Annotated in this window: 21 protein-coding genes; 9 read left to right on the top strand and 12 right to left on the bottom strand. The window is 47.0% G+C overall.

The window, feature by feature from the left end:
* The first annotated feature begins 142 nt into the window (after window positions 1-142).
* Both BUB16_RS18170 and BUB16_RS18165 read left to right on the top strand, forming a co-directional pair.
* A complete protein-coding gene (locus BUB16_RS18170; RefSeq protein ID WP_073067738.1) occupies window positions 143-1,168 on the top strand; it encodes an ion channel in 1,026 nt (341 codons plus the stop codon).
* A gap of 8 nt (window positions 1,169-1,176) precedes the next feature.
* On the top strand, window positions 1,177-1,875 hold the full coding sequence (locus BUB16_RS18165) for a hypothetical protein (RefSeq protein WP_073067736.1): 699 nt from the start codon (window positions 1,177-1,179) through the stop codon (window positions 1,873-1,875).
* Between the two features lie 9 nt (window positions 1,876-1,884).
* On the opposite strand, the gene BUB16_RS18160 is transcribed toward BUB16_RS18165, so the two are convergent.
* The 10 genes from BUB16_RS18160 to BUB16_RS18115 form a co-directional block, all read right to left on the bottom strand.
* The gene (locus BUB16_RS18160; protein ID WP_073067734.1) at window positions 1,885-2,346 is read right to left on the bottom strand and encodes a rhodanese-like domain-containing protein; all 462 of its coding nucleotides are present in this window, start codon (window positions 2,344-2,346) and stop codon (window positions 1,885-1,887) included.
* 50 nt (window positions 2,347-2,396) lie between these two features.
* Complete coding sequence (locus tag BUB16_RS18155) at window positions 2,397-2,639, bottom strand: glutaredoxin family protein (protein ID WP_073067733.1); 243 nt, start codon at window positions 2,637-2,639, stop codon at window positions 2,397-2,399.
* A 17-nt stretch (window positions 2,640-2,656) separates the two neighbouring features.
* The gene (locus BUB16_RS18150; RefSeq protein ID WP_073067731.1) at window positions 2,657-2,890 is read right to left on the bottom strand and encodes a YgaP family membrane protein; all 234 of its coding nucleotides are present in this window, start codon (window positions 2,888-2,890) and stop codon (window positions 2,657-2,659) included.
* A 49-nt stretch (window positions 2,891-2,939) separates the two neighbouring features.
* Window positions 2,940-3,257: a hypothetical protein gene (locus BUB16_RS18145; RefSeq protein ID WP_073067729.1), complete on the bottom strand. Its 318-nt coding sequence runs from the start codon at window positions 3,255-3,257 to the stop codon at window positions 2,940-2,942.
* Window positions 3,258-3,285: 28 nt separating this feature from the next.
* Window positions 3,286-6,516: an efflux RND transporter permease subunit gene (locus BUB16_RS18140; protein ID WP_073067727.1), complete on the bottom strand. Its 3,231-nt coding sequence runs from the start codon at window positions 6,514-6,516 to the stop codon at window positions 3,286-3,288.
* A gap of 23 nt (window positions 6,517-6,539) precedes the next feature.
* Window positions 6,540-7,634 (bottom strand): efflux RND transporter periplasmic adaptor subunit, encoded by a 1,095-nt coding sequence (locus BUB16_RS18135; RefSeq protein WP_073067803.1) that lies wholly within the window; start codon window positions 7,632-7,634, stop codon window positions 6,540-6,542.
* A gap of 46 nt (window positions 7,635-7,680) precedes the next feature.
* Complete coding sequence (locus BUB16_RS18130; protein ID WP_073067725.1) at window positions 7,681-9,048, bottom strand: TolC family protein; 1,368 nt, start codon at window positions 9,046-9,048, stop codon at window positions 7,681-7,683.
* A 51-nt stretch (window positions 9,049-9,099) separates the two neighbouring features.
* Window positions 9,100-9,333 carry an SHOCT domain-containing protein gene (locus BUB16_RS18125; protein ID WP_073067723.1) on the bottom strand — a complete coding sequence of 78 codons (234 nt, stop codon included), beginning with the start codon at window positions 9,331-9,333 and terminating at the stop codon, window positions 9,100-9,102.
* Window positions 9,334-9,404: 71 nt separating this feature from the next.
* Complete coding sequence (locus BUB16_RS18120) at window positions 9,405-9,911, bottom strand: hypothetical protein (RefSeq protein WP_073067722.1); 507 nt, start codon at window positions 9,909-9,911, stop codon at window positions 9,405-9,407.
* 74 nt (window positions 9,912-9,985) lie between these two features.
* On the bottom strand, window positions 9,986-10,372 hold the full coding sequence (locus BUB16_RS18115) for a DUF302 domain-containing protein (RefSeq protein WP_073067720.1): 387 nt from the start codon (window positions 10,370-10,372) through the stop codon (window positions 9,986-9,988).
* Window positions 10,373-10,607: 235 nt separating this feature from the next.
* Here BUB16_RS18115 and BUB16_RS18110 point away from each other — a divergent pair, with 235 nt between their 5' ends.
* The 7 genes from BUB16_RS18110 to BUB16_RS18080 all read left to right on the top strand — a co-directional run bounded on the left by BUB16_RS18110 (window position 10,608) and on the right by BUB16_RS18080 (window position 16,698).
* Window positions 10,608-11,396: a GntR family transcriptional regulator gene (locus BUB16_RS18110; RefSeq protein ID WP_073067717.1), complete on the top strand. Its 789-nt coding sequence runs from the start codon at window positions 10,608-10,610 to the stop codon at window positions 11,394-11,396.
* Window positions 11,397-11,605: 209 nt separating this feature from the next.
* The gene (locus BUB16_RS18105) at window positions 11,606-12,526 is read left to right on the top strand and encodes a c-type cytochrome (protein ID WP_073067715.1); all 921 of its coding nucleotides are present in this window, start codon (window positions 11,606-11,608) and stop codon (window positions 12,524-12,526) included.
* 161 nt (window positions 12,527-12,687) lie between these two features.
* The gene (locus tag BUB16_RS18100) at window positions 12,688-12,888 is read left to right on the top strand and encodes a YgaP family membrane protein (RefSeq protein ID WP_073067713.1); all 201 of its coding nucleotides are present in this window, start codon (window positions 12,688-12,690) and stop codon (window positions 12,886-12,888) included.
* A 382-nt stretch (window positions 12,889-13,270) separates the two neighbouring features.
* Window positions 13,271-14,560 (top strand): hypothetical protein, encoded by a 1,290-nt coding sequence (locus BUB16_RS18095; RefSeq protein ID WP_073067711.1) that lies wholly within the window; start codon window positions 13,271-13,273, stop codon window positions 14,558-14,560.
* Window positions 14,561-14,690: 130 nt separating this feature from the next.
* Window positions 14,691-15,296 carry a YceI family protein gene (locus BUB16_RS18090; protein ID WP_073067709.1) on the top strand — a complete coding sequence of 202 codons (606 nt, stop codon included), beginning with the start codon at window positions 14,691-14,693 and terminating at the stop codon, window positions 15,294-15,296.
* A 110-nt stretch (window positions 15,297-15,406) separates the two neighbouring features.
* Window positions 15,407-16,000, top strand: a complete 594-nt coding sequence (locus tag BUB16_RS18085; RefSeq protein ID WP_139240373.1) for a YceI family protein — start codon at window positions 15,407-15,409, stop codon at window positions 15,998-16,000.
* Window positions 16,001-16,047: 47 nt separating this feature from the next.
* A complete protein-coding gene (locus tag BUB16_RS18080) occupies window positions 16,048-16,698 on the top strand; it encodes a class I SAM-dependent methyltransferase (RefSeq protein ID WP_073067705.1) in 651 nt (216 codons plus the stop codon).
* A 2-nt stretch (window positions 16,699-16,700) separates the two neighbouring features.
* On the opposite strand, the gene BUB16_RS18075 is transcribed toward BUB16_RS18080, so the two are convergent.
* The gene (locus BUB16_RS18075) at window positions 16,701-18,149 is read right to left on the bottom strand and encodes a sensor histidine kinase (protein ID WP_073067703.1); all 1,449 of its coding nucleotides are present in this window, start codon (window positions 18,147-18,149) and stop codon (window positions 16,701-16,703) included.
* Between the two features lie 7 nt (window positions 18,150-18,156).
* Window positions 18,157-18,876 (bottom strand): response regulator transcription factor, encoded by a 720-nt coding sequence (locus tag BUB16_RS18070; RefSeq protein WP_073067701.1) that lies wholly within the window; start codon window positions 18,874-18,876, stop codon window positions 18,157-18,159.
* Window positions 18,877-19,231: the final 355 nt, after the last annotated feature.

The raw sequence follows: 19,231 nt of genomic DNA, 5'->3' as shown, positions 1-19,231 counted from the left end.
GACAAGAGATACTGAAAATATGCACTTGGATAATAAATTTAAGTTCAAAAATTTGATAGTTTTCGATCTGTCGGGATCATAAGTTCTTGGAAGGAGGGTTAGCAGTGGGTCAGACAAAGAAAAATTAATTAGGAAACCAAACATGCATACATTTTATCTTATTTTAGGTATCACCATAATCGTCGTAATTGCTTACGACTTTTTCTATACCACGCTTTCCTTCAACGGGGCAGGATACCTGTCCCGGTTGACGAGCCGGTTCCTCTCGTCTCTTTTTCTTTTTTTGAACAGGTATGTCCCCCGGAGAAACGCGTTGCGCTACTCCGGGGTAACGCATATCCTTTTTCTTCTTGGAATGTGGATCGGGCTTTTATGGATCGGATTTTTCCTGCTGCTCGTCAGCGATCCCCGCGCTATAGTAGAGGCGGGCACAGGATCTGCCGCAAGCGTTCTTACCAAGCTGTATGTAAGCGGATATACCCTTTCCACCCTGGGAGTAGGTGACTATGTACCGGGTTCCGAAGGGTGGCAAATTATAATGGCCGCCTTTTCGTTTGCCGGCTTTATTTTCATAACTACCGCCATGACTTATCTGATGAGCCTGACCACGGCGGTGATCCACAAGAGAAATCTCAGCCTTTTTATAACAAATATGGGAGATTCTCCCGAAGAACTTGCAGCCAGTTTCTATGATGGAGAGCGCTTCTCTATTTTGACTGATATTTCTGCCAGACTCAGGGAGATGATCAACAAACATAACCAGAATCACTATGCTCACCCGGCTGTGCATTATTTTTACAGTACTGCCAGGGATGAATCACTATCCATAAATCTGGTAAATGTAGATGAAGCATTAACTATTCTGACCCATCACGTTGAATCAAAAACATGGCGAGAAAAAGATATTAGACCGCTCAGGGATGCGATTACAAAGTTTCTTGATACAGCCAGTCATCATTATCAGCAAAAAAATTTTGAAATTACTCACAATACACCGCATCTTCAGTATCTGAAATCCAACAAGATTCCATTGGAACAAAAATCTGCAATTTCTTCCTGCCAGAAAGAAATTCACGAACGCAGGTGTTCATTGAATGGACTGTTGCAAAGCAATGGCTGGAGTTGGAATGATATTTATCCCAAACAACAAATTACCAACTCAGATTAACCGTCATTATGCGTTTAAATATTTTCTCCTTAAGCATTATCCTTTTGGCGGTTTTGCTTCCGGCTCATCTCCTCCATGCCCAACAATCTGAAGAAATGCTGCTCTTTGAGATCGACGACAACGAGTACAAAAAGTGCAATTATAACAAAGAGGGAGAGCTGGAATCCTTTCAAAAGCTCCTAGTCGGTTCTATCGAGGAGAACGACGAAACCTACCGCCTTCCGGTAGAGCTGTATTCGTATAACGCAGAAGGAGAACTTCAGGACAGCACCAAAACCCTTTATACCTGCAGGCCGGATGAACAACAGGTATTGTTAAATGTTTTTCCGTTTACCGACTATGGCAAAGGCAGCGAAATTAAAGTCAATCTGCTGGATACGAAAACATTTTACCCGGTTTCTCCCGAGCCCGGATGGGAGATGAAACCTATTGAATTTGCTTTGAATATCGACAAGGGACTGGTGGGTTTTCTGGGAGGTAAAAGCAAAATAACCATTTTTGACCGCCGGGTGGTATCCAACGATACGCTACAAGCCGGACAGTATCAAATTAACTCGGAAGTAGATATCGGTGTATATGTACTGGGCATCAAAATGAAAGGATTTGGGTACCGTGTCTTTGAAATCATTGAAAGGAACCGGGGTATTATATGGCAAAAATTTACCAGTAAAGATGATGGCAGCTATTTTGTAATACGGCTGATTTGATCTAAATCGTTATTCACTGTCTTTCACAACCGGTAACCCCAGGGTGATCCAGTCGTGTATTCCTCCGCGGTAGTACCACATCTTTTCAGCGGGATACCCTGCCTCAAGCAGCATGTTGATCGCCTTCTGCGACTGCGGGCACTGCGGACCGTTGCAGAAGAAAACCGTCGGCTTTGCCCGGTCCAGCTCATCCATGCGTTCCACAATATCTGAAAGGCGAATGGCAGCTGTTCCGGGAATACCCGCTCCATGACGCGTACCCGGAGCACGTACATCAACCACCGGCAGTCCCTTTTCAAGATGCCTGATTACTTCCTCTTCACCGACGGTTTGTACTCCTTCGGCGGCCTGCATCGGTTGAATTTCTCCCCACGTTATATCAACCGTCACCAATCCTTTCTTATCCGCTGCATATTCGGGAATCATTTGCGTTTCGGCTCGCTGGGGAAATCGTTCTATCGTCTGTTCCATTGGTATATGCTTTCTGTATTACGATTCATTTTTACGAATTCCAATCACGGCTATTTTTTAGAAAATAGTGCTTTCAACTCCCCTTCTGTAGGAAGAGGTTGTCCACAGTCGCCGCGGAAAATGACTTCTTCGTCTACGATAATATTGGGGGAAGAAGAAACGTCGAACTTTTTAACCAGTTCCGGGTGCTTATCTATAAACCGGACCTCGTATGGTATGTTCATCTTCTTTAGTCGTTCTTCCACTAAGGGACGATGATTACAATTTTCGGTTGCTATAATAAGTACATTCATGGTTACTACCTTTACTTTTATTCTGTAGGTTGGGTGGTTGTACTCTCGTCTGTAGCGCAGGGCACGCCAATACCGAATTTCTTCAATATCTCTTCGGCCAGGCACCACTTGGTGAAGGCCGACTGAAACAGGTTCAATCCCACAAACAGGGTGAACAGGTACCACCAGGGGCTGTAAAAGTAGCCCAGTATCAGGCTGATAGTTACAAAACTTCCTGCGACCGCTCGTATAATGCGTTCCATTTTTCTCATAATATTAAGTATTTGTTTAAAATTATTAGATCGTTATTAGTTGTCTTGGTTAAACGGATTTTTCTACGTTCAACTGGTATGCGTGAAGAGGGTTGGTCTGTTCTTCGCCATGCATCCGGTTATAGTGATCCACTTCCGAAAGAATCGTATCGACTGATTCCTCATTCTGAAAGGCGAAAAACAGGTGAGAATACACCATCGTATCCGTATGGGCAAACCAGTTCGTCAGGTCGGTTGCCTTATCTTTCGTGTCGCACCGGCAACCCCGGATTTCGGTTTCACTGTAAATGGGGATGCGTTGCCTGACCAGAATACGGCGTACCTCATCCGCGTATTCTTCGATGCTCAAAATAATCAGTAGTTTCATTGGTCTGAGGTTGAAGATTAATTTTAAACTATGTTTCCGTGTTGCTGTCTTTCAGCTGATCGGCTTTCTTTTCCACCATGTAATAAATTAGCGGAACCATCAGCAGCGTAAGGGCGGTTGACGCTATTGCTCCGCCCATCAGAGAAATGGCCAATCCCTGGAAAATCGGATCGAACAGTATTACAAATGCCCCTATAACCACCGTACCGGCCGTCAACAAAATAGGCATACTGCGCACGGCCCCGGCTTCAATAACCGCCTGCTTCATCTTTTCTCCTTCATTAAGCCGTATTTCGATAAAGTCAATCAACAGCACGGAATTGCGCACCATGATTCCTGCCAGGGCGATCATACCGATCATCGAGGTTGCTGTAAAGAAAGCCCCCAGCAGCCAGTGCCCGATGAGAATACCGACCAGTGAAAGCGGAATAGCGATCATCATAATAATGGGGACCATAAAATCCTGGAACCAGCCGATAATGAGCATATAGATAATCACCAGTACAACGGCGAAAGCGATCCCGAGGTCACGAAATACTTCGTAGGTAATCTGCCATTCTCCGTCCCACTTCAGCGTATAATCCTCCTGCATGAAGGGCTGACCTGCAAAAATCTGATCCAGGTTGTAACCGGCAGGCATATCAATGGCATCAATCTTTTCGCCGGTATCCAGGATGGCATAGACCGGGCTCTCGATGGCCCCGGCCACCTCGGCCGTTACATACAACACCCGGCGCTGGTTTTTGCGATAGATACTCGGCTCCAACGTATCTTCGGTCACCGTTACTAAATCTGTTACCGGAATCATAGCGCCGGAAGCCGACTGCATATAAAGGCGGCTTAACTGCTCAATTCCGGAACGCTCGTTTTCAGATAGCTTTAAAACAATAGGGATATCATTGACCTCCTTTTCGCTATAAAGTCGTGAAACAGGCTTGCCGCTCAGCGCCATCCTGACCGTCTGCACCACCTGCCGGGATGAAATGCCGGAAAGCATCGCTTTTTCGGTATTCACATCCATCTTATATTTGGTCTGGGGCGCTTCCTTCATCCAGTCTACATCAACAATTCCCTCCATATCTTCGAAGATATTTTTCACCTTACGCCCTACCCTCTGGCGCTGTTCTTCATCAGGGCCATATATTTCGGTAACCAGCGTGGATAGTACGGGCGGGCCCGGCGGTACTTCTACCACTTTGATGTTGGCGTTGTATTTATCGCCCACCTTTTGCACGATGGGACGGATGCGCTTGGCAATAGCATGGCTTTGATCGCTGCGATTCCCTTTATCCATCAGGTTCACCTGTATATCCGCGATATTTGCCCCGTTGCGCAGGTCGTAGTGCCGTACCAGTCCGTTGAAATTAATAGGGGCGTTGGTACCGGCATAAATTTGATAATCAAGAATTTCCGGCACTTCTTTTAAACTTAATCCCACTTCCCGTGCCACGGCATTGGTCCGCTCCAGGGTGGTGCCTTCGGGCATATCGATGATGAGCTGTACCTCGTTTTTATTGTCAAAAGGCAGCATTTTTACTTCCACCATGCGAAATACGAAGAGCAGCATTGAGGCGAAAAGCAAAGCGGTTACGCCTCCGATAAACACCCATCGCTTGGTTACGCTCTCCAGCAGCGGTTTCACAATGCGCGAGTACCATTTGTAGATACGGGTCTCTTCAAGCCGGTACTCCTTGTCGGCGCCGCTCTCGTCTTTTTCCGGCTTCACATGGGGCAGTAGCATGTAAGCCAGCCACGGAGTGATAACCAGTGCTACGACCAGAGAAAAGATCATAGCCAACGATGCGCCAATGGGCATAGGGCTCATATACGGCCCCATCAAACCTGATACAAAAGCCATCGGTAGTACCGCCGAAATGACGGTGAAGGTAGCCAGGATGGTCGGGTTTCCTACCTCGTTAATTGCTGCAATCGCCGCCTGCTTCAACGGCAACTTGCGCATCTTAAAGTGGCGGTGCATATTTTCAGCTATAATAATGGAGTCGTCCACCACAATACCTGTTACAAATATCAGCGCAAAAAGGGTGATGCGGTTCAGGGTGTAGCCGAACATGTAGTAAAGGAACAGGGTCAGGGCGAAGGTAACCGGTACCGACAAAAAGACCACCAGACCACCCCGCCATCCCATAGCCAGCGCAACCACCACGGTCACCGCAAGTATAGCAGCCAACAGGTGTTCCAGCAGGGAAAGCACTTTCGCGGCGGCGGTCTCTCCGTAATTACGCGTAGTCGTCACAGTGATGTCCGCAGGCATAAGGTTGCCATCCAACTTATCCACTTTTTCCTGAACTTTTTCGGCAATAAACATGGCATCCGAACCCGGACGCTTGGCTATCGAAAGCGTCACCGCGGGATAGGATTCCCCGATATTCATTCCGGTCCTCTCCGCTTTGGCATTTCCCACCCCGTAGGAAACATATTCGCCCGGTTCCTGCGGCCCGTCGGTCACTTCCGCAATACTCTTCAGGTAAATCGGGTCGCCGCCCTGTACATCAACCACCAGGTTGCGCACCTCTTCGGCATTGCGAAAGAAACTGCCGGTTTCTACCAGGTACTGCGTGTCATTTTTACTGAATGAACCCGAGGAAAGCTCCTGGTTGGCCGCCTGTATCTGCCGGGCTACCTTCATCGGGGAGATACCGTAGGAGGCCATTCTATTTTTGTCGAGGGAGACCTCAACCTGGCGCGTCCGCCCGCCGTGGATATCGGTCTGGGCAACATTCTCGATTTGTTTGATCTCCAGCGCCAGCTCATCAGCCACACGGCGGATCTCAAAATCGCTGTACGATTTGCTCCAGAGCGTCAGCGTCATAATGGGCACGTCGTCGATGGAGCGCGACTTGACCATCGGCATGGTGGCCCCCTCAGGCAGCCGGTCTATATTTTTCATCAGCTCGTTATACAAGCGTACCAGGCTTCGCTCCACATCTTCGCCCACATAGAAGCGGGCCGAGACCATCGCCTGGTCAGGCATGGAGGTAGAATAGACATATTCCACTCCCTCAATATTTGAGAGCACTTTTTCAAGCGGTATGGAGATGTTTTTTTCCACCTCATCTGGCGAAGCGCCCGGGTAACCGACAAAGATATCAGCCATCGGTACATCAATTTGCGGCTCCTCCTCGCGGGGCGTTAAATAGGTTCCATAGAAACCCAGTCCCAAAAACACCACCATTAGCAGTGGTGTCAGCTTTGAGTCAATAAAGGCCTTTGCAATGTTTCCTGCTATTCCGGTTTTCATAATATCTGTTTCGTTCTGTGCTGTTACTGTGCATTCACTTTTTGTCCTTCGCGAAGCGGGGCTCCAAAAGACGATACATATCGTTCGCCCGGCGCCAGACCTGACAGTACCTCAACCTGGTCCCCGCTTGAATCTCCGAGACGAACCCAGCGAAGCAGTACTTCTGAATCGTCGGTAAGTGTGTACAGGCCGGTAAGCTGCCCCCGCTCTACAATGGCGGTTTTGGGTACGGTCAACGAAGAATCTGAGACAGACCCGAGCCCGATTTCGGCAAACATTCCTGATTTAAGGCCGTGATTCCTGCTCAACTCCGGCAACCTTACTTCCACCATAAATTGACGGCTTGCCCGGCTGCCTGAAGGATTTACACTGGATACTACACCGGCAAGCTGTTGCCGCCCGGCCGCTTTAACATCCACCGACACCGTATCATTAAGACTAAACAGAGCAATTTCCGTCTCCGGCACCGTTACTATCACCTTCATTCCCTTTTCCTGTTCAAAAGATATGAGCGGCTGTCCGGGTCCCGCCATGTCGCCCTGCGAAACCTGCTTTGCAACCACGTAGCCGTTAAAGGGAGCTTCCAGCACCGTATAATCCAGCATATCGTTGATTTCCTGCAGCTTTCCGTTGAGGGCGGTTACATTTGCCCTAGCCGACTCGTATTGGGTACTAATGTCATCGAATTCTTTTTGGGTGGCGCTCCCTTTTTCATGCAGGGCCTTCAGGCGCTTGTAGTTGGTTTCGGTATTCTGCAGGGCTGAACGAGCCTGTGCCAGGTTCGCCTCCACCTGGTTTTTCTGTGCCTGCAGGTTATCGTCTTTGATACGTACCAGTACGTCTCCCTTCCGGGCAAAATCCCCGGCCTCCACATCCAGCTGCGTAATCTTTCCCATCACTTTGGTACTGAGATGTACCGTATGTTCGCTTTTGACGGTCCCTGAAAAATGGTACGAAGCTGGCATTTGACTACGTTCCGCCGTTTCTATGGCCACCGTGACAGGATTTTCAGTTTCCTGCGGGGGTTCTTCCGGTGAACTGCACGAATAGGCCGAAAAAGAAAGCAGTACGACTGCCAACAGCTTGGCGGTGGTCGTAAATATTTGGTTCCTTTTCATGGTATTTGTCGTTTTGATATTCATCTTATCTCAAAAATTTTGGGGGTTAATTGGGTAGCTCCTGTTCGAGCAGCAGCTCCAGCCTGGCAATACTGATATTATACTGATACAGGGCATTAAGCCGCTGCAGACGGGCTTGTGATAACCTCGCTTCTGCCTGTAGCAGATCTGAGGTTGTTTCCATGCCCTGCTGATAGCGGTCGGAGCGGATGCGAAAATCTTCAGCAGCCTGCTCCACGGAAGCATCGGCGAAATCGAACTGTTTTTGGGCCTGTTTTACCGAGCGGCGGGCCTGCTTGATTTCCATCCGGGTTTTCAGCGACCGGCTCCGGTAGGCCACTTCGGCTTTTTTCAGCTCAGCCCGTGATTGCATCACCTTGCCCGCTTTGCTGAAGCCGCTGAATAGGTCCCATTTCAGGGTGGCGCCCACAAAGTAACTTTCGCCGCGGGTGCCCAGCAGCACCTTGTCATTAAATTCGTAACTGCCAAAGGCGTTTAAACTCGGTAAAAAACTGAACTTCGAGGATTTTACCATCTCTTCGGCTGCCTGAACCCGGTATTGCAGAGCTTGTAATGTTGAATTTTCTACTGGCGGGTTATCTGGTATCGAACCCAGAGAAGCCGAAGCCATCTGCAGGCTGTCCGTCGGTTGAATAACAACCTCTTCGTTCATCCCCAGCAGAAAACGTAAATTCTCCTGAACCGATTGCCGCTGATTTTCTGCCTCGGACTGACGGCTTTCCAAATCCCGGACCCGAACGGCCGCGGCCAGGTAGTCAGCCTTGCTTACCATACCCTGCTCGCGTAAATCCCGGGCCCGTTCTTCATTTTTATGCGCCGCTTTCAGCGACGTATTGATAACAGAAAGCCGTTCTTCGGTAAGCAGCAGCTGGTAATAGGTATCCTTAACCTGAAACCGGGCATAGCTTTGTGTGCCCTCCAGTTGCTCTTTTACAGCATTGAGCTGGTTCTTCACCGCACTGCGCCGGAATAGCTGATCGGGATTAAACAGAGGCTGTTGTACTTGCAGTTTGGTCGTAAAGTTCTCATACGGGTCGGGAGCGTTTAACCGTGCAGGGTTAAAATCGGCGGTCGTTGCCGATTCCTGCTTCAGTTTAAAGCCGAAGACATTCAGCGGATCATTAGTGCTGACTCCCGTCTCTTCCAGTGAAATCCGGGGCAAAAAGGCGGCGTTCGTCTGCCGGTATTGCGACCGTGTTATTTCAATGTCGGACTCAGCCATGCGTACCTGGAAGTTCTCTTTTTCTGCTATATTCAGCACTTTTACGAGACTCATCTTGCGTACACTCTGACCGCCGGTTTCATTATTTTGGGCCGCCAGGGGCTGTATTGTTGCCAACAGTAGCAGCCCGGCTGGCAGAACCCGAAGTAGTATGGATAAAGGGATGCTCATAGGTTTAATTCTATTTATAAATTCGTTTAATCAGATTGGTATTCTGTGTTGCTAATTCAGCAAGTCTTTCTTCTTTCTTTCATACTCGTCCTTGTCAATTTCACCCCTGGCGTACCGTTCTTTTAGAATGTCCAGTGCGCTTTTGCTTTGGGGCTGCCGCTCACTTCCGGGCCATCTTCCGGATGAGGGGACCGCCCATTTAAGCAGGGCTACAATTGCCACAATGATCAGTATCCACCAGAGTATCATCATCCAGCCGCCTCCGAAGCCGTCAAATCCATGCATAATTGCTCCATAATTTTAATAGTTAATAACCGCCCGGGTTATTGGTCCCCGGGCAGATGCCAGTTCATTGATTAATTATGATGTTGCTGATGGTCACCGTTGCCGGACTTCATTCCGTCCTTGTTCATCATGCCTTTCTGATCCATCATATCCCCCTGCATCATCTGCATGCACATCATATGCATCGGCATCATCTTTTTCATCATGGGATTGTTCATCATCTCCTTCATCTTGGCCTGATCCATATTTCCATCCTTCATCATGGATTGCATCATCTGCATATGGGTTTGCATGCGTTGCTTCATTTCAGGGTTATCCATCATACCCTGCATATTACCCATCATCATGGTACTGTCCATCTTCATGTTTTGCATCATGGACTGCATCATCTGCTTGCGCATTTCGGGATTCTGTGCCATATGCTCCATCATCATGGACCGCATGGTCGAATCCTGCATCATTTCCATCATTTGTTGTTTCTTTTGGCTCATGTCAGCTTTCTTCTGCTGGGCAAAGCCAGTGCTTGCGATCAGCATCAAAGAGAACATGAGTGCGAATATTGTGGTTAAGCGTTTCATAATAGTCACCATTTGTTTTGTGTATGATTTGAACTAAACATTTATTCAGATACTTCAAATAGAGCGTGTTGTGATTACAGTTTGTTGATCACCTTTTTAAGGTTGGCCCGAACCTGTTCGGCTATGGGCTGCAGTTTGTCATTGTCAACGGCCTGCATGGACGCTACCGGGTCCACGGCCGAGACTTCTACCGTACCGTCTTCGTGCTCCTCTACGATCACATTGCACGGCAGCATTACGCCAATTTTGTCTTCTGCTTGCAAAGCCTGGTGGGCAAAGTTGGGATTACAAGCCCCCAATATCTTATACTTTTTAAAATCCACGTCCAGCTTCTTTTTCAGGGTTTCTTTGACGTCGATTTCCGTCAAGACGCCGAATCCTTCTTCTTTAAGGAGTTCGGTTACATCGGCTATGGCCTGTTCGTACGATCGGTCTGTCGTTTTTGAAGTGAAGTATTTCATAATATGTGCTCTTTCGGTATTTTTTGCGAGTCCCAAAATATGATTATAATTGACATGTCAATACAAGTTATTACTGTTTGAAAGATACAGCCTAAACCTTAAATAAAGCTTAAATTTTAAAAAAAATTACTCTTTTCTTATGAATCACGAATTGTACTTGTATTTACAGGTATGGTTATTTTAATTATTAATGACTATATTTGTTAAAAATTGAACCTTGTAAATTGGAAAGCTTATGGAATTACAAGATGGTATCCCCCTTCACAAGCAGATCAGCGACTGGCTGCGCGAACAGATCCAGAATGGCTCGTTAAAGGTAAATGAAAAACTGCCCTCCGAGAACGAGCTGAGCGACACCTTCGAGGTCAGCCGTGTTACCGTCAGGCGGGCTTTGCAAACGCTGGAAAATGAGCAGCTTATTTACCGCTGCCAGGGACTGGGGTCGTTTGTGAGCGACCATCGAACGCATCAGTCGTTCGCACAGCTAAAGGATTTTAACGAAGAGTTGGCCGGATCCGGTTTACAGACTTCCTCAAAAGTGATATCCCTGGGACAGGAAAAAGTCAGTGAAGTGGTCGCTTCCTACCTGAATGTTAAAGAAGGCGGTATCGTAGTAAGACTTGAGCGTATCCGGCTCGGCAACGGACAGCCTATCGCTTATGATATTACCTGGTTACCCGTATTTTATGGACAGCTTATTGAAGGATTTGACTTGGAGGAGACAACCATATTCAAGGTTTTGGAAAACGAATTTGAAATTCCGGTGGAAAAAGGCTGCTATCGCCTGGAGGCGACGCTCACCGATGCAACGCTGGCTTCCCATCTGGAAGTAGAAGAACATACTCCCTTGCTTTTGATCAACAGGATTTCGTACACCATCGGGGATAAACCGATCTATTTTCAGAAGCGGTTCTACCGGAACGACAAGATCGTATTTGAGGTCCGTACCCAGAGAGGAGGCTCAGATCGGAAGAGACCGGAGAATGCGCAGGTCAATGAATTTACTGCCCGCATAAATGCATGAGAAAGATAACACCACCTGCATCCTTCTATAGCAGCCAACCAGCACTTAGTAGTAATTTAACATTATAGTTCTTAGAGTTGCAGGTTGCAGGGTAATCGGCCCCCTTTGACTCGTAACAGAAAACTAATGACCATGACTACTCTAATGGATTAATAGCCACTTTACTTTTTTTTTGTGGCAACAACATTAACAACCAATTTTTACGAATCATGAGATATTCCACCCTGAAATTTGTTTTAATTTTATCGGTAACCGTGTTTTTTGCCTCCTGTCACATGGGACGTTCGAACTATATGAGCGACGAACAGCGTCGGCAGCTCGAAACGACTTACGACTCGCTGCAGAACGCCTATAAAACACTGGTCGCGGAATACGAGACTTCTCCGGATTCTCTGCCCGCCGATCTGCAGTATTTGTACGCCCAAATGCAGCAGATGCACGGGCAGATGGAGACCAACCACCGGCAAATGATGTCCGGAAATATGGAGGGGCATATGCAAGGCGACGGTATGATGGGTGGAGGCATGAGGATGAGCATGCAGAGGCAGGGACACATGACCGGGGAATGGTACCAGCAAATGATGGGTATGCACGAACAAATGGCTGCTATGCACCGGGAAATGGGGCAGCAGCCGATGGCCGAAATGCACAGGCAGCTCTCCGGCCGGTTTGAGCAGATGATGGGAATGATTCCTGGTATTGATGAACCGTCAGGTGTTTCATCCAGCGAAGAAATAGATCCCTCTGCACTGAAGAACGGAAAAACCTTGTATGCCCAGAACTGTGCATCCTGTCATGGAAGTGACGCCGGGGGAATAGCCGGGACGTTTCCTCCTCTTGTTAACTCAAAGTGGGTTACCACTGATAAATTCGTGCCCATACGCATCCTTCTGCACGGGCTTAATGGAGAAATTAAAGTGAACGGGCAAACCTACCAGGGAGTAATGCCTTCTTTTAAGGCCCGCCTGAGTGCATCAGAAATAGCGGCCATTTTAAATTATCTGCGTTCTCAAAGCGGGGGCGACCTTCCGGAAATCAACCGGGATGATGTGAGCCGTGTTGCAAAAACCTACAGCAAACGAAACCGGCCCTGGAATGCTTCCGAGCTTCAGCCTCAGTCAAATGAATAACAACTAACAGTCTTTTTAGATATGCAAAATGGGACGAGCAATACATTAAAAAAGCTATTGCTGGTTTGCCTGCTTTGTGTAGGCATTATCACAGGACTTGTGTATTTGGTACAATGGATTACATCCTAATCTTAATCAATAAATAAGTACGAGGTTTTATTATGAAACAAAACATGGGAACACTTGACCGGTTGATTCGCACACTGCTGGCCATCTTGGTTGGTGTGCTATACTACATGAACATTATTTCAGGAACGGTTGCCATTGTGCTGGGCATCTTGGCTATCGTATTTCTGCTTACCAGCCTGGTCAGTACCTGTCCGCTGTACATGCCGTTCGGGCTGTCAACAAAAAAGGAATAAGTTTTGGATAGCTGAATTCAGGAAAATAAAGAAGCGTCCCGGGTTCGAATACTATTTTTTACCTCATCTCTTTCAGACAGGTGCCTAATAAAATGATGCGTAATAGTTCATGCAGAACAATGTGCAGAACTCTTCTCCTGAACGTTGGCCAATGTTTAAAATTCGATTCATAAAACGTGACCTTCAGGAAACCCGTCATACCTTGAATTTGAGCTATGTTTCATTTTAATCAAATCCAGTCTTTTTTGTCTGATTTAAGCTTGCTTTAAGGGTTAAGGTATTATCATTGAGTAGAAACTTAAATAAAGAGTCACTAAACATGGCTCGGTAACCTAAACAACTATAACTTTCTTAATTCCAAACATCATTACAGGAGTCCATTATGAAACTTTCAACCAAACATATCACCTTAGTACTTATCACATTCTTTGTGAGTGTAGGAAGCGCATTCGGACAATTTACCCGGGACATGCAATACTTCCAATACCCAGACCAACGTGGCCTCAACCAGTTTGAAGCCCCGTTCAAAACCGACGTTGAATTCGATGGCTTAAACATACGTATCGGCGGGGCGAACACCCTGCAATTTCAAGCGCTGAATCAAGATAACGATGTAGGCAGCCTCTCCGATTTGGAATCGAACTTTAACCTGGCCACCTCCAATCTGGATCTGGATGTTGCGCTTGCCAACGGCGTGCGCATGCACCTGCGTACCTACCTCTCTTCTCAAAACCATACCGAAGCCTATGTTAAAGGTGGTTTCCTGCAGGTAGACCGACTCGACTTTATCCAAGAAGGATTTCTGGGCGGACTGATGGACAAGGTACGCTTTAAAGTGGGCCACATGGAGTTGAACTACGGCGATAATCACTTCCGAAGAACAGACAATGCCCAGGCCATTCACAACCCCTTTGTAGGCAACTACATTATGGATTCGTTTACCACCGAAGTGGCCGGTGAGGTGTACTACTACAATGAAGGCCTGCTGGCCATGTTCGGGGTAAGCAACGGCAAACTGAACCAAAGCGTGACCGATGCGGCCGAGAATGACTTTAAAACTAAACCCTCCGTGTACGGGAAACTTGGGTTCGACAAACAAGTGAACCCGGATCTGCGCGTGCGCCTAACCGGCTCCATCCTCAATATTGCACAGTCGGCATCCATTTACCTGTACTCGGGTGACCGGGCCGGTTCCCGCTATTACGATGTTATTACCCCGGACAACTTTCGCGCCGGCCGCTTTGCCCCAAGCTTTACTCCGGGCTTCGGCCAGCCTGCAGCCCCCGGCGAAATGACCGCCTTCATGATCAACCCGTTCATAAAATACCAGGGTCTGGAATTCTATGGGGTCTTTGAAAATACCAGCGGCAAAATCAAATCTGCCGATGACCGCCGCACCTTCAACCAGTATGGAGCCGAACTGCTGTATAGATTCGGTGCCGGCGAAGATCTCTATATCGGCGGTCGCTACAACATGGTCGATGGGGAAATGACCAGTGGTGACACTGAAATCGATCGCTTCAACATTGGCGGCGGCTGGTTCCTGACCAAGAACGTACTCGCAAAACTTGAGTATGTAACACAAAATTACGATGGCGCTGGCTACGAAGACACCGACTTCCAGGGTGCAAGCTTTGACGGTGTTGTAATCGAAGCGGTCATCAGTTTCTAAGCCAGACATAATTATTCTACCATCAGAGCTTAAATAATTAATGGCGCAGTTGCTAACTGCGTCATTAATTAAAAGTAAGTGATATTAACCTGGGTTATTCACAAGAAAATTAATTACTAATCCCTTTATTATGAAAACAATAATTAACTCTATATGGATATCGCTCGGGCTGCTGCTTATTACCGGGCAGGGATGGGCTCAAACAACCGAATATACCATAGACAAGAGCAGTACCATGGTCATTAACGGAACTTCCAACATTAAAGACTGGAAAGCCGAAGTAGAAGAGATGAATGCAAAAATCTCGCTAACGCCTTCCCTGCTTGAACAGGACAGCATGGCAAGTCCGGTTTCACAATTTTCGCTGACCATTCCTGTCAAGGAAATAGAAAGCGGAAAAGGAGGAATGAATAGAAAAATTTACGGGGCGTTGAAAGAGGAAGATCATCCCGAAATTATGTTCAACCTTATTTCTGCAGCATTGGCCGATACGGTACAGTCTGCTGAATTGTTTACCCTGAAGGTGGAAGGAAATTTGAGTGTTGCCGGGACCGTAAATGAGGTTTCCTTTCCGGTGAAAGGAACCAGGGTTGGAGAAGACAACTACCGGTTTGAAGGAACCTATGGTATCAATATGAAAGATTATGATGTTGATCCGCCTTCCGCCATTTTTGGCACCATTAAAAGCAGGGAAGAAGTAGAAATAAAATTCAATATTCTTTTAACAGCGAATTAACGTTGAGACAACTCATGTCCCCGACCAGAAGTATTGTTCAATCTTTGGCTGGCAGGTATTTACCCCGTTTCCCCGGGATTTATCCCATCGTGTTTGTTAGCTTATTGGCAGTGATTCCTTTTCCGGCAGAAGCTCAAATTTCGCCACAAGGTGCGATTGAGATAGAACAGGGAGGCAAACTTTGGATCGAGGGATCTGCCAGCATTGTCGATTACAGATGTCAGGCCGAGCGGTTATCCGGCAACGGAACGATTGAAAATACCGGCAATCCTCAAGAAAATGTTAAAGGTCACGGTGCGGTTACTATCTCCGTCAGTATTCCGGTTTATTCCCTGGAATGTGGCAGAAAAGCCATGAACAACGACATGTATAAAGCCCTTAAGGCCGGGGAATACCCCTCCATTAGTTACAAACTCCTTCATGCGATCCTGGTTGATAGTACAACTTCTTCAGTTGATCAACTGAACAACTGGATGAACATCAAAACAACCGGAGTGCTCGAAATAGCGGGTGCACAAGATACCACGCAGGTGTACGTAAAAGGCAAGCTGCTCAGCGATGATCGGTTCCGGGTAAAGGGACGCAAACAAATCAGCATGAAAACATATGATATAAAACCACCTACGGCTTTGCTTGGATTAATCAAGGCCAGCAACGAGTTAACGGTCTATTTTGACGTAACGGTGCGACTTAAATCTTCCTGATAGAATTCCAGTGCAAAAAAATCTGCTGCAATTATAGTTAACATGAAATGGTGGAACACAACCGACAACATACCGGACATACCAAAAAGCGATATAACGCCACTTCGGTAGTGTACAACATTATGGAATGGCCTGTAGAACAACTGTGGTATAAAACATGGCGCAAAATGCTGTGGAAAAAGGTCAACGGTCCCCAAGTGCTTGAAATCGGTGTGGGGACCGGCAAAAATATCCGTTGGTATCCTGATGATATTGAGGTAACCGGAGTTGATCTCTCTTCCGGCATGCTCAAGCGTGCGAAAAAACTGTTGGCAGAAGCTAAGAATAATCATGTCACTCTGCAGGAGATGGATGCCCAGCAGATGGAATTCCCCGATGATACCTACGATGAAGTTGTGGCGACTTTTGCGTTTTGCTCCGTTCCCGATCCTGTTCTTGGATTGAAAGAAGCCCTCCGTGTTACAAAACCCCGTGGAAAACTTTACCTTCTGGAACATATGCGGGCTGATCACCCTGCATTAGCATCCGTCATGGATAAACTGGATACTCCTATCCACTATATAAGTGGCGTACATATTGCTCGAAAGACCGTAGAAAATGTGGAGAAAGCCGGGTGGGAGATCCTGAAAAAAGAAGAACTGACTTTTTTACAGGGTCCTTGTCCTATTACAAAGCAACTGCCCCTCCTTGTGCCGTGAATTTACGGCATAGGGAGGGGTTGGGGTGGGTCCACCAGCGGCAGCTCAACCACGAAAGTACTGCCTTTCCCGGGGCCGTCACTGTATGCTCGAATTCTACCCTCATAAAGTTTAACAATAGCCTTTACGAGTGGCAATCCCAGTCCGCTGCCGGGTTGTTCCTGAACCTCTTGCTGTGTGGCCCGGTAAAACCGTTCAAACAGGTGCTTTTGTGTTTTTTCATCAAAACCGATGCCGGAATCAATGGTATGGAGTACCGCCTTGCCACTGGATCGTTGTAGCTGCAGGTTCACGTTTCCTGCTTCGGGAGTATATTTTAAAGCATTTTCCAGGAGATTAGTGATGACCTCTTCGATATAGGCCCCATGAGCTCGAATATATAGTTCAGAATCAATAGTTACCTCCATAGTAATATCCTTTTTACATGCTTTTTTTTCATATTCACCTGCCACAACTTCGGTTATCCGGCTTATATTAATGACCTCCGGTTTGGAACGATGCACGGATTCCACCCGCGAAAGCTGAAGCAGCAGGTTCACCATTTTACTCATTCTCCTGACTTCGGTCAGCATGCGATCAATGGTTTCTCTGTATTCTTCTTCTGACCGGGGTTTTCTGAGCATGATTTCCGCCTCACTCCGCAACGAAGAAAGAGGAGTCATGAGTTCATGGGCTGCATCCGAGGTAAATCTTTTTTCACGCTCAAAGCCCTTTTGCAGGCGGTTTAACATGATATTGAAAGTCTCTGCCAGGTCGGTTAGCTCATCCCGCACCTGGTAGTTGACCGGAATGCGATTATCCAAATCCGTCGCGGAAATGTTTTTAGCAGCCTCAATAATAGAAGCAACCGGTGACAGTGCCCGCCTGGAAAGCCAGTATCCCCCCAGAATCGAAAATGCAACACTAATAGCTATCAATATGATGATATACCGCCTGAAGCGGTTTAGCTCTTCATGAAGGGTCCACTCGAAGCCGGTAACCTCCAGCCATCCGCAAAATTTACCGTCATTATCTTTGATAGGATAAAACAACGTTCGTGCGGGAAGGTCCTGCCACTGGCTGCTGAAGGAGTGCTCTTGGGGCGAATCTGGAATATCTGTTTCCAGCGGCTGATCTACTTCGGTGTAGTTTGGACTTTGATAAATAAGGCTGCCGTTCTCATTATATAGCCGTACGTAGGTGCCGTATTCAATGCCGCTTTTGAGCGCTTCATTTCTGCTGTATTCCGACAGGTCAATCGAGAGGGTATCACCCGTCGTATTGATATGTGATAATAACTGTTCAGCCTCAAAACGAAGGTGCCGGTCGTAATTGTGATGGATCGACTGGTGGAACGTCTCGTACAGAAAATACCCGAACAGGCTGAGCATTAGAAACAGGCTCAACCCATACCAAAAAGCCAGTTTCTTTGAAATGGATAGCCGATTAAAAAAAGAGGATATGTTAGCCAAAGTACTATTAATCTGAATTTATTAGTGCGCTGTTTAGTCGATAACCCGCCCCGCGGATGGTTTCAATGATTTGGGAATCATCATTTAATAAAACTTCCCCGCACTCCTTAAATGACTCGGCCAGTTTCTGGCGAAGGGTTGAAATGGTAGCCTCGATGGTGTTGTCACTTACATAGTCCGCCGATCCCCATACCCGCTCGGCAATCTGTGTCTTGGAAAAAACGGTTTCTGGCTCCTTGAGCAGCAATTCCAGCAGGATAAATTCTTTGGGCCTCAGGGACTGTTCAACGCCGCAAATTTTAACCCAATGCTGGCGGGAATCTAACTCGATGGGACCAACCGTTACTTTTTCAGATCGTGTGATATCCGAGGATCGCCTCCCAAGCGCTCTCACCCGGGCCAGCAGTTCTTCGAACGAGAATGGTTTACTCATATAGTCGTCCGCCCCCGCATCCAACCCCGAAACCTTGTGATCCAGGTCTCCCAGCGCCGTAAGCATCAACACCGGGTATGCCCGTTCTTCTGCCCGCCAGCTTTCCAGAATTTCTTTTCCATCCCGGTTCGGCAGCCGCCAGTCTAATACTACGACGTCGTAATCGTTCACAAATCCCTGCAGCTCCGCTTCCTCACCATCATGCATGACTTCCACCACATGCCCTTCTTCCTCAAGCCCGCGCTTCAATGAGTTGGCAAGCTGTTTTTCGTCTTCCACTAATAATATCCACATGGCAAAAAATTATTTTTTCATTTTCCCAAAAGATAGGAATAAAGATTGGAAAACCCTCATGTAGGGATTTCTCTTACATCACACGTATCAAAAATCTCTCATGGTGAACTGGCCTGACCCTTATATTAATTTTAACATTAAACGTTTTAGTCTAAAATAAAATAGGTGCCAAAATAGTACATGGAAGAAATCTCACTTTATGGCAATTGCATGTGCAATATCATTTCATATAGCAGCAACCGATTTAAGGTTAATTTAAGCCTGAATCCGTGAGTTAATTTAAAATTAGTTATATAACTTTACTAATAACAAGCAGTTACCAGTTTTTGTATATTCACCTAACAGGTGAAGTTGC

Origin of the sequence: Fodinibius roseus (genome assembly GCF_900129315.1) — a bacterium.
Taxonomy (GTDB): Bacteria; Bacteroidota; Rhodothermia; order Balneolales; family Balneolaceae; genus Fodinibius; species Fodinibius roseus.
The sequence above is the reverse complement of the archived record's forward strand: the minus strand, read 5'-3'. Positions and strand labels throughout refer to the sequence as shown.

Bases quoted from the DNA above. Each gene is read 5' to 3' on its own strand.
- BUB16_RS18170 (WP_073067738.1), top strand. From the start codon at position 143: ATGCATACATTTTATCTTATTTTAGGTATCACCATAATCGTCGTAATT.
- BUB16_RS18165 (WP_073067736.1), top strand. From the start codon at position 1,177: ATGCGTTTAAATATTTTCTCCTTAAGCATTATCCTTTTGGCGGTTTTG.
- BUB16_RS18160 (WP_073067734.1), bottom strand. From the start codon at position 2,346: ATGGAACAGACGATAGAACGATTTCCCCAGCGAGCCGAAACGCAAATG.
- BUB16_RS18155 (WP_073067733.1), bottom strand. From the start codon at position 2,639: ATGAATGTACTTATTATAGCAACCGAAAATTGTAATCATCGTCCCTTA.
- BUB16_RS18150 (WP_073067731.1), bottom strand. From the start codon at position 2,890: ATGAGAAAAATGGAACGCATTATACGAGCGGTCGCAGGAAGTTTTGTA.
- BUB16_RS18145 (WP_073067729.1), bottom strand. From the start codon at position 3,257: ATGAAACTACTGATTATTTTGAGCATCGAAGAATACGCGGATGAGGTA.
- BUB16_RS18140 (WP_073067727.1), bottom strand. From the start codon at position 6,516: ATGAAAACCGGAATAGCAGGAAACATTGCAAAGGCCTTTATTGACTCA.
- BUB16_RS18135 (WP_073067803.1), bottom strand. From the start codon at position 7,634: ATGAAAAGGAACCAAATATTTACGACCACCGCCAAGCTGTTGGCAGTC.
- BUB16_RS18130 (WP_073067725.1), bottom strand. From the start codon at position 9,048: ATGAGCATCCCTTTATCCATACTACTTCGGGTTCTGCCAGCCGGGCTG.
- BUB16_RS18125 (WP_073067723.1), bottom strand. From the start codon at position 9,333: ATGCATGGATTTGACGGCTTCGGAGGCGGCTGGATGATGATACTCTGG.
- BUB16_RS18120 (WP_073067722.1), bottom strand. From the start codon at position 9,911: ATGAAACGCTTAACCACAATATTCGCACTCATGTTCTCTTTGATGCTG.
- BUB16_RS18115 (WP_073067720.1), bottom strand. From the start codon at position 10,372: ATGAAATACTTCACTTCAAAAACGACAGACCGATCGTACGAACAGGCC.
- BUB16_RS18110 (WP_073067717.1), top strand. From the start codon at position 10,608: ATGGAATTACAAGATGGTATCCCCCTTCACAAGCAGATCAGCGACTGG.
- BUB16_RS18105 (WP_073067715.1), top strand. From the start codon at position 11,606: ATGAGATATTCCACCCTGAAATTTGTTTTAATTTTATCGGTAACCGTG.
- BUB16_RS18100 (WP_073067713.1), top strand. From the start codon at position 12,688: ATGAAACAAAACATGGGAACACTTGACCGGTTGATTCGCACACTGCTG.
- BUB16_RS18095 (WP_073067711.1), top strand. From the start codon at position 13,271: ATGAAACTTTCAACCAAACATATCACCTTAGTACTTATCACATTCTTT.
- BUB16_RS18090 (WP_073067709.1), top strand. From the start codon at position 14,691: ATGAAAACAATAATTAACTCTATATGGATATCGCTCGGGCTGCTGCTT.
- BUB16_RS18080 (WP_073067705.1), top strand. From the start codon at position 16,048: ATGGTGGAACACAACCGACAACATACCGGACATACCAAAAAGCGATAT.
- BUB16_RS18070 (WP_073067701.1), bottom strand. From the start codon at position 18,876: ATGTGGATATTATTAGTGGAAGACGAAAAACAGCTTGCCAACTCATTG.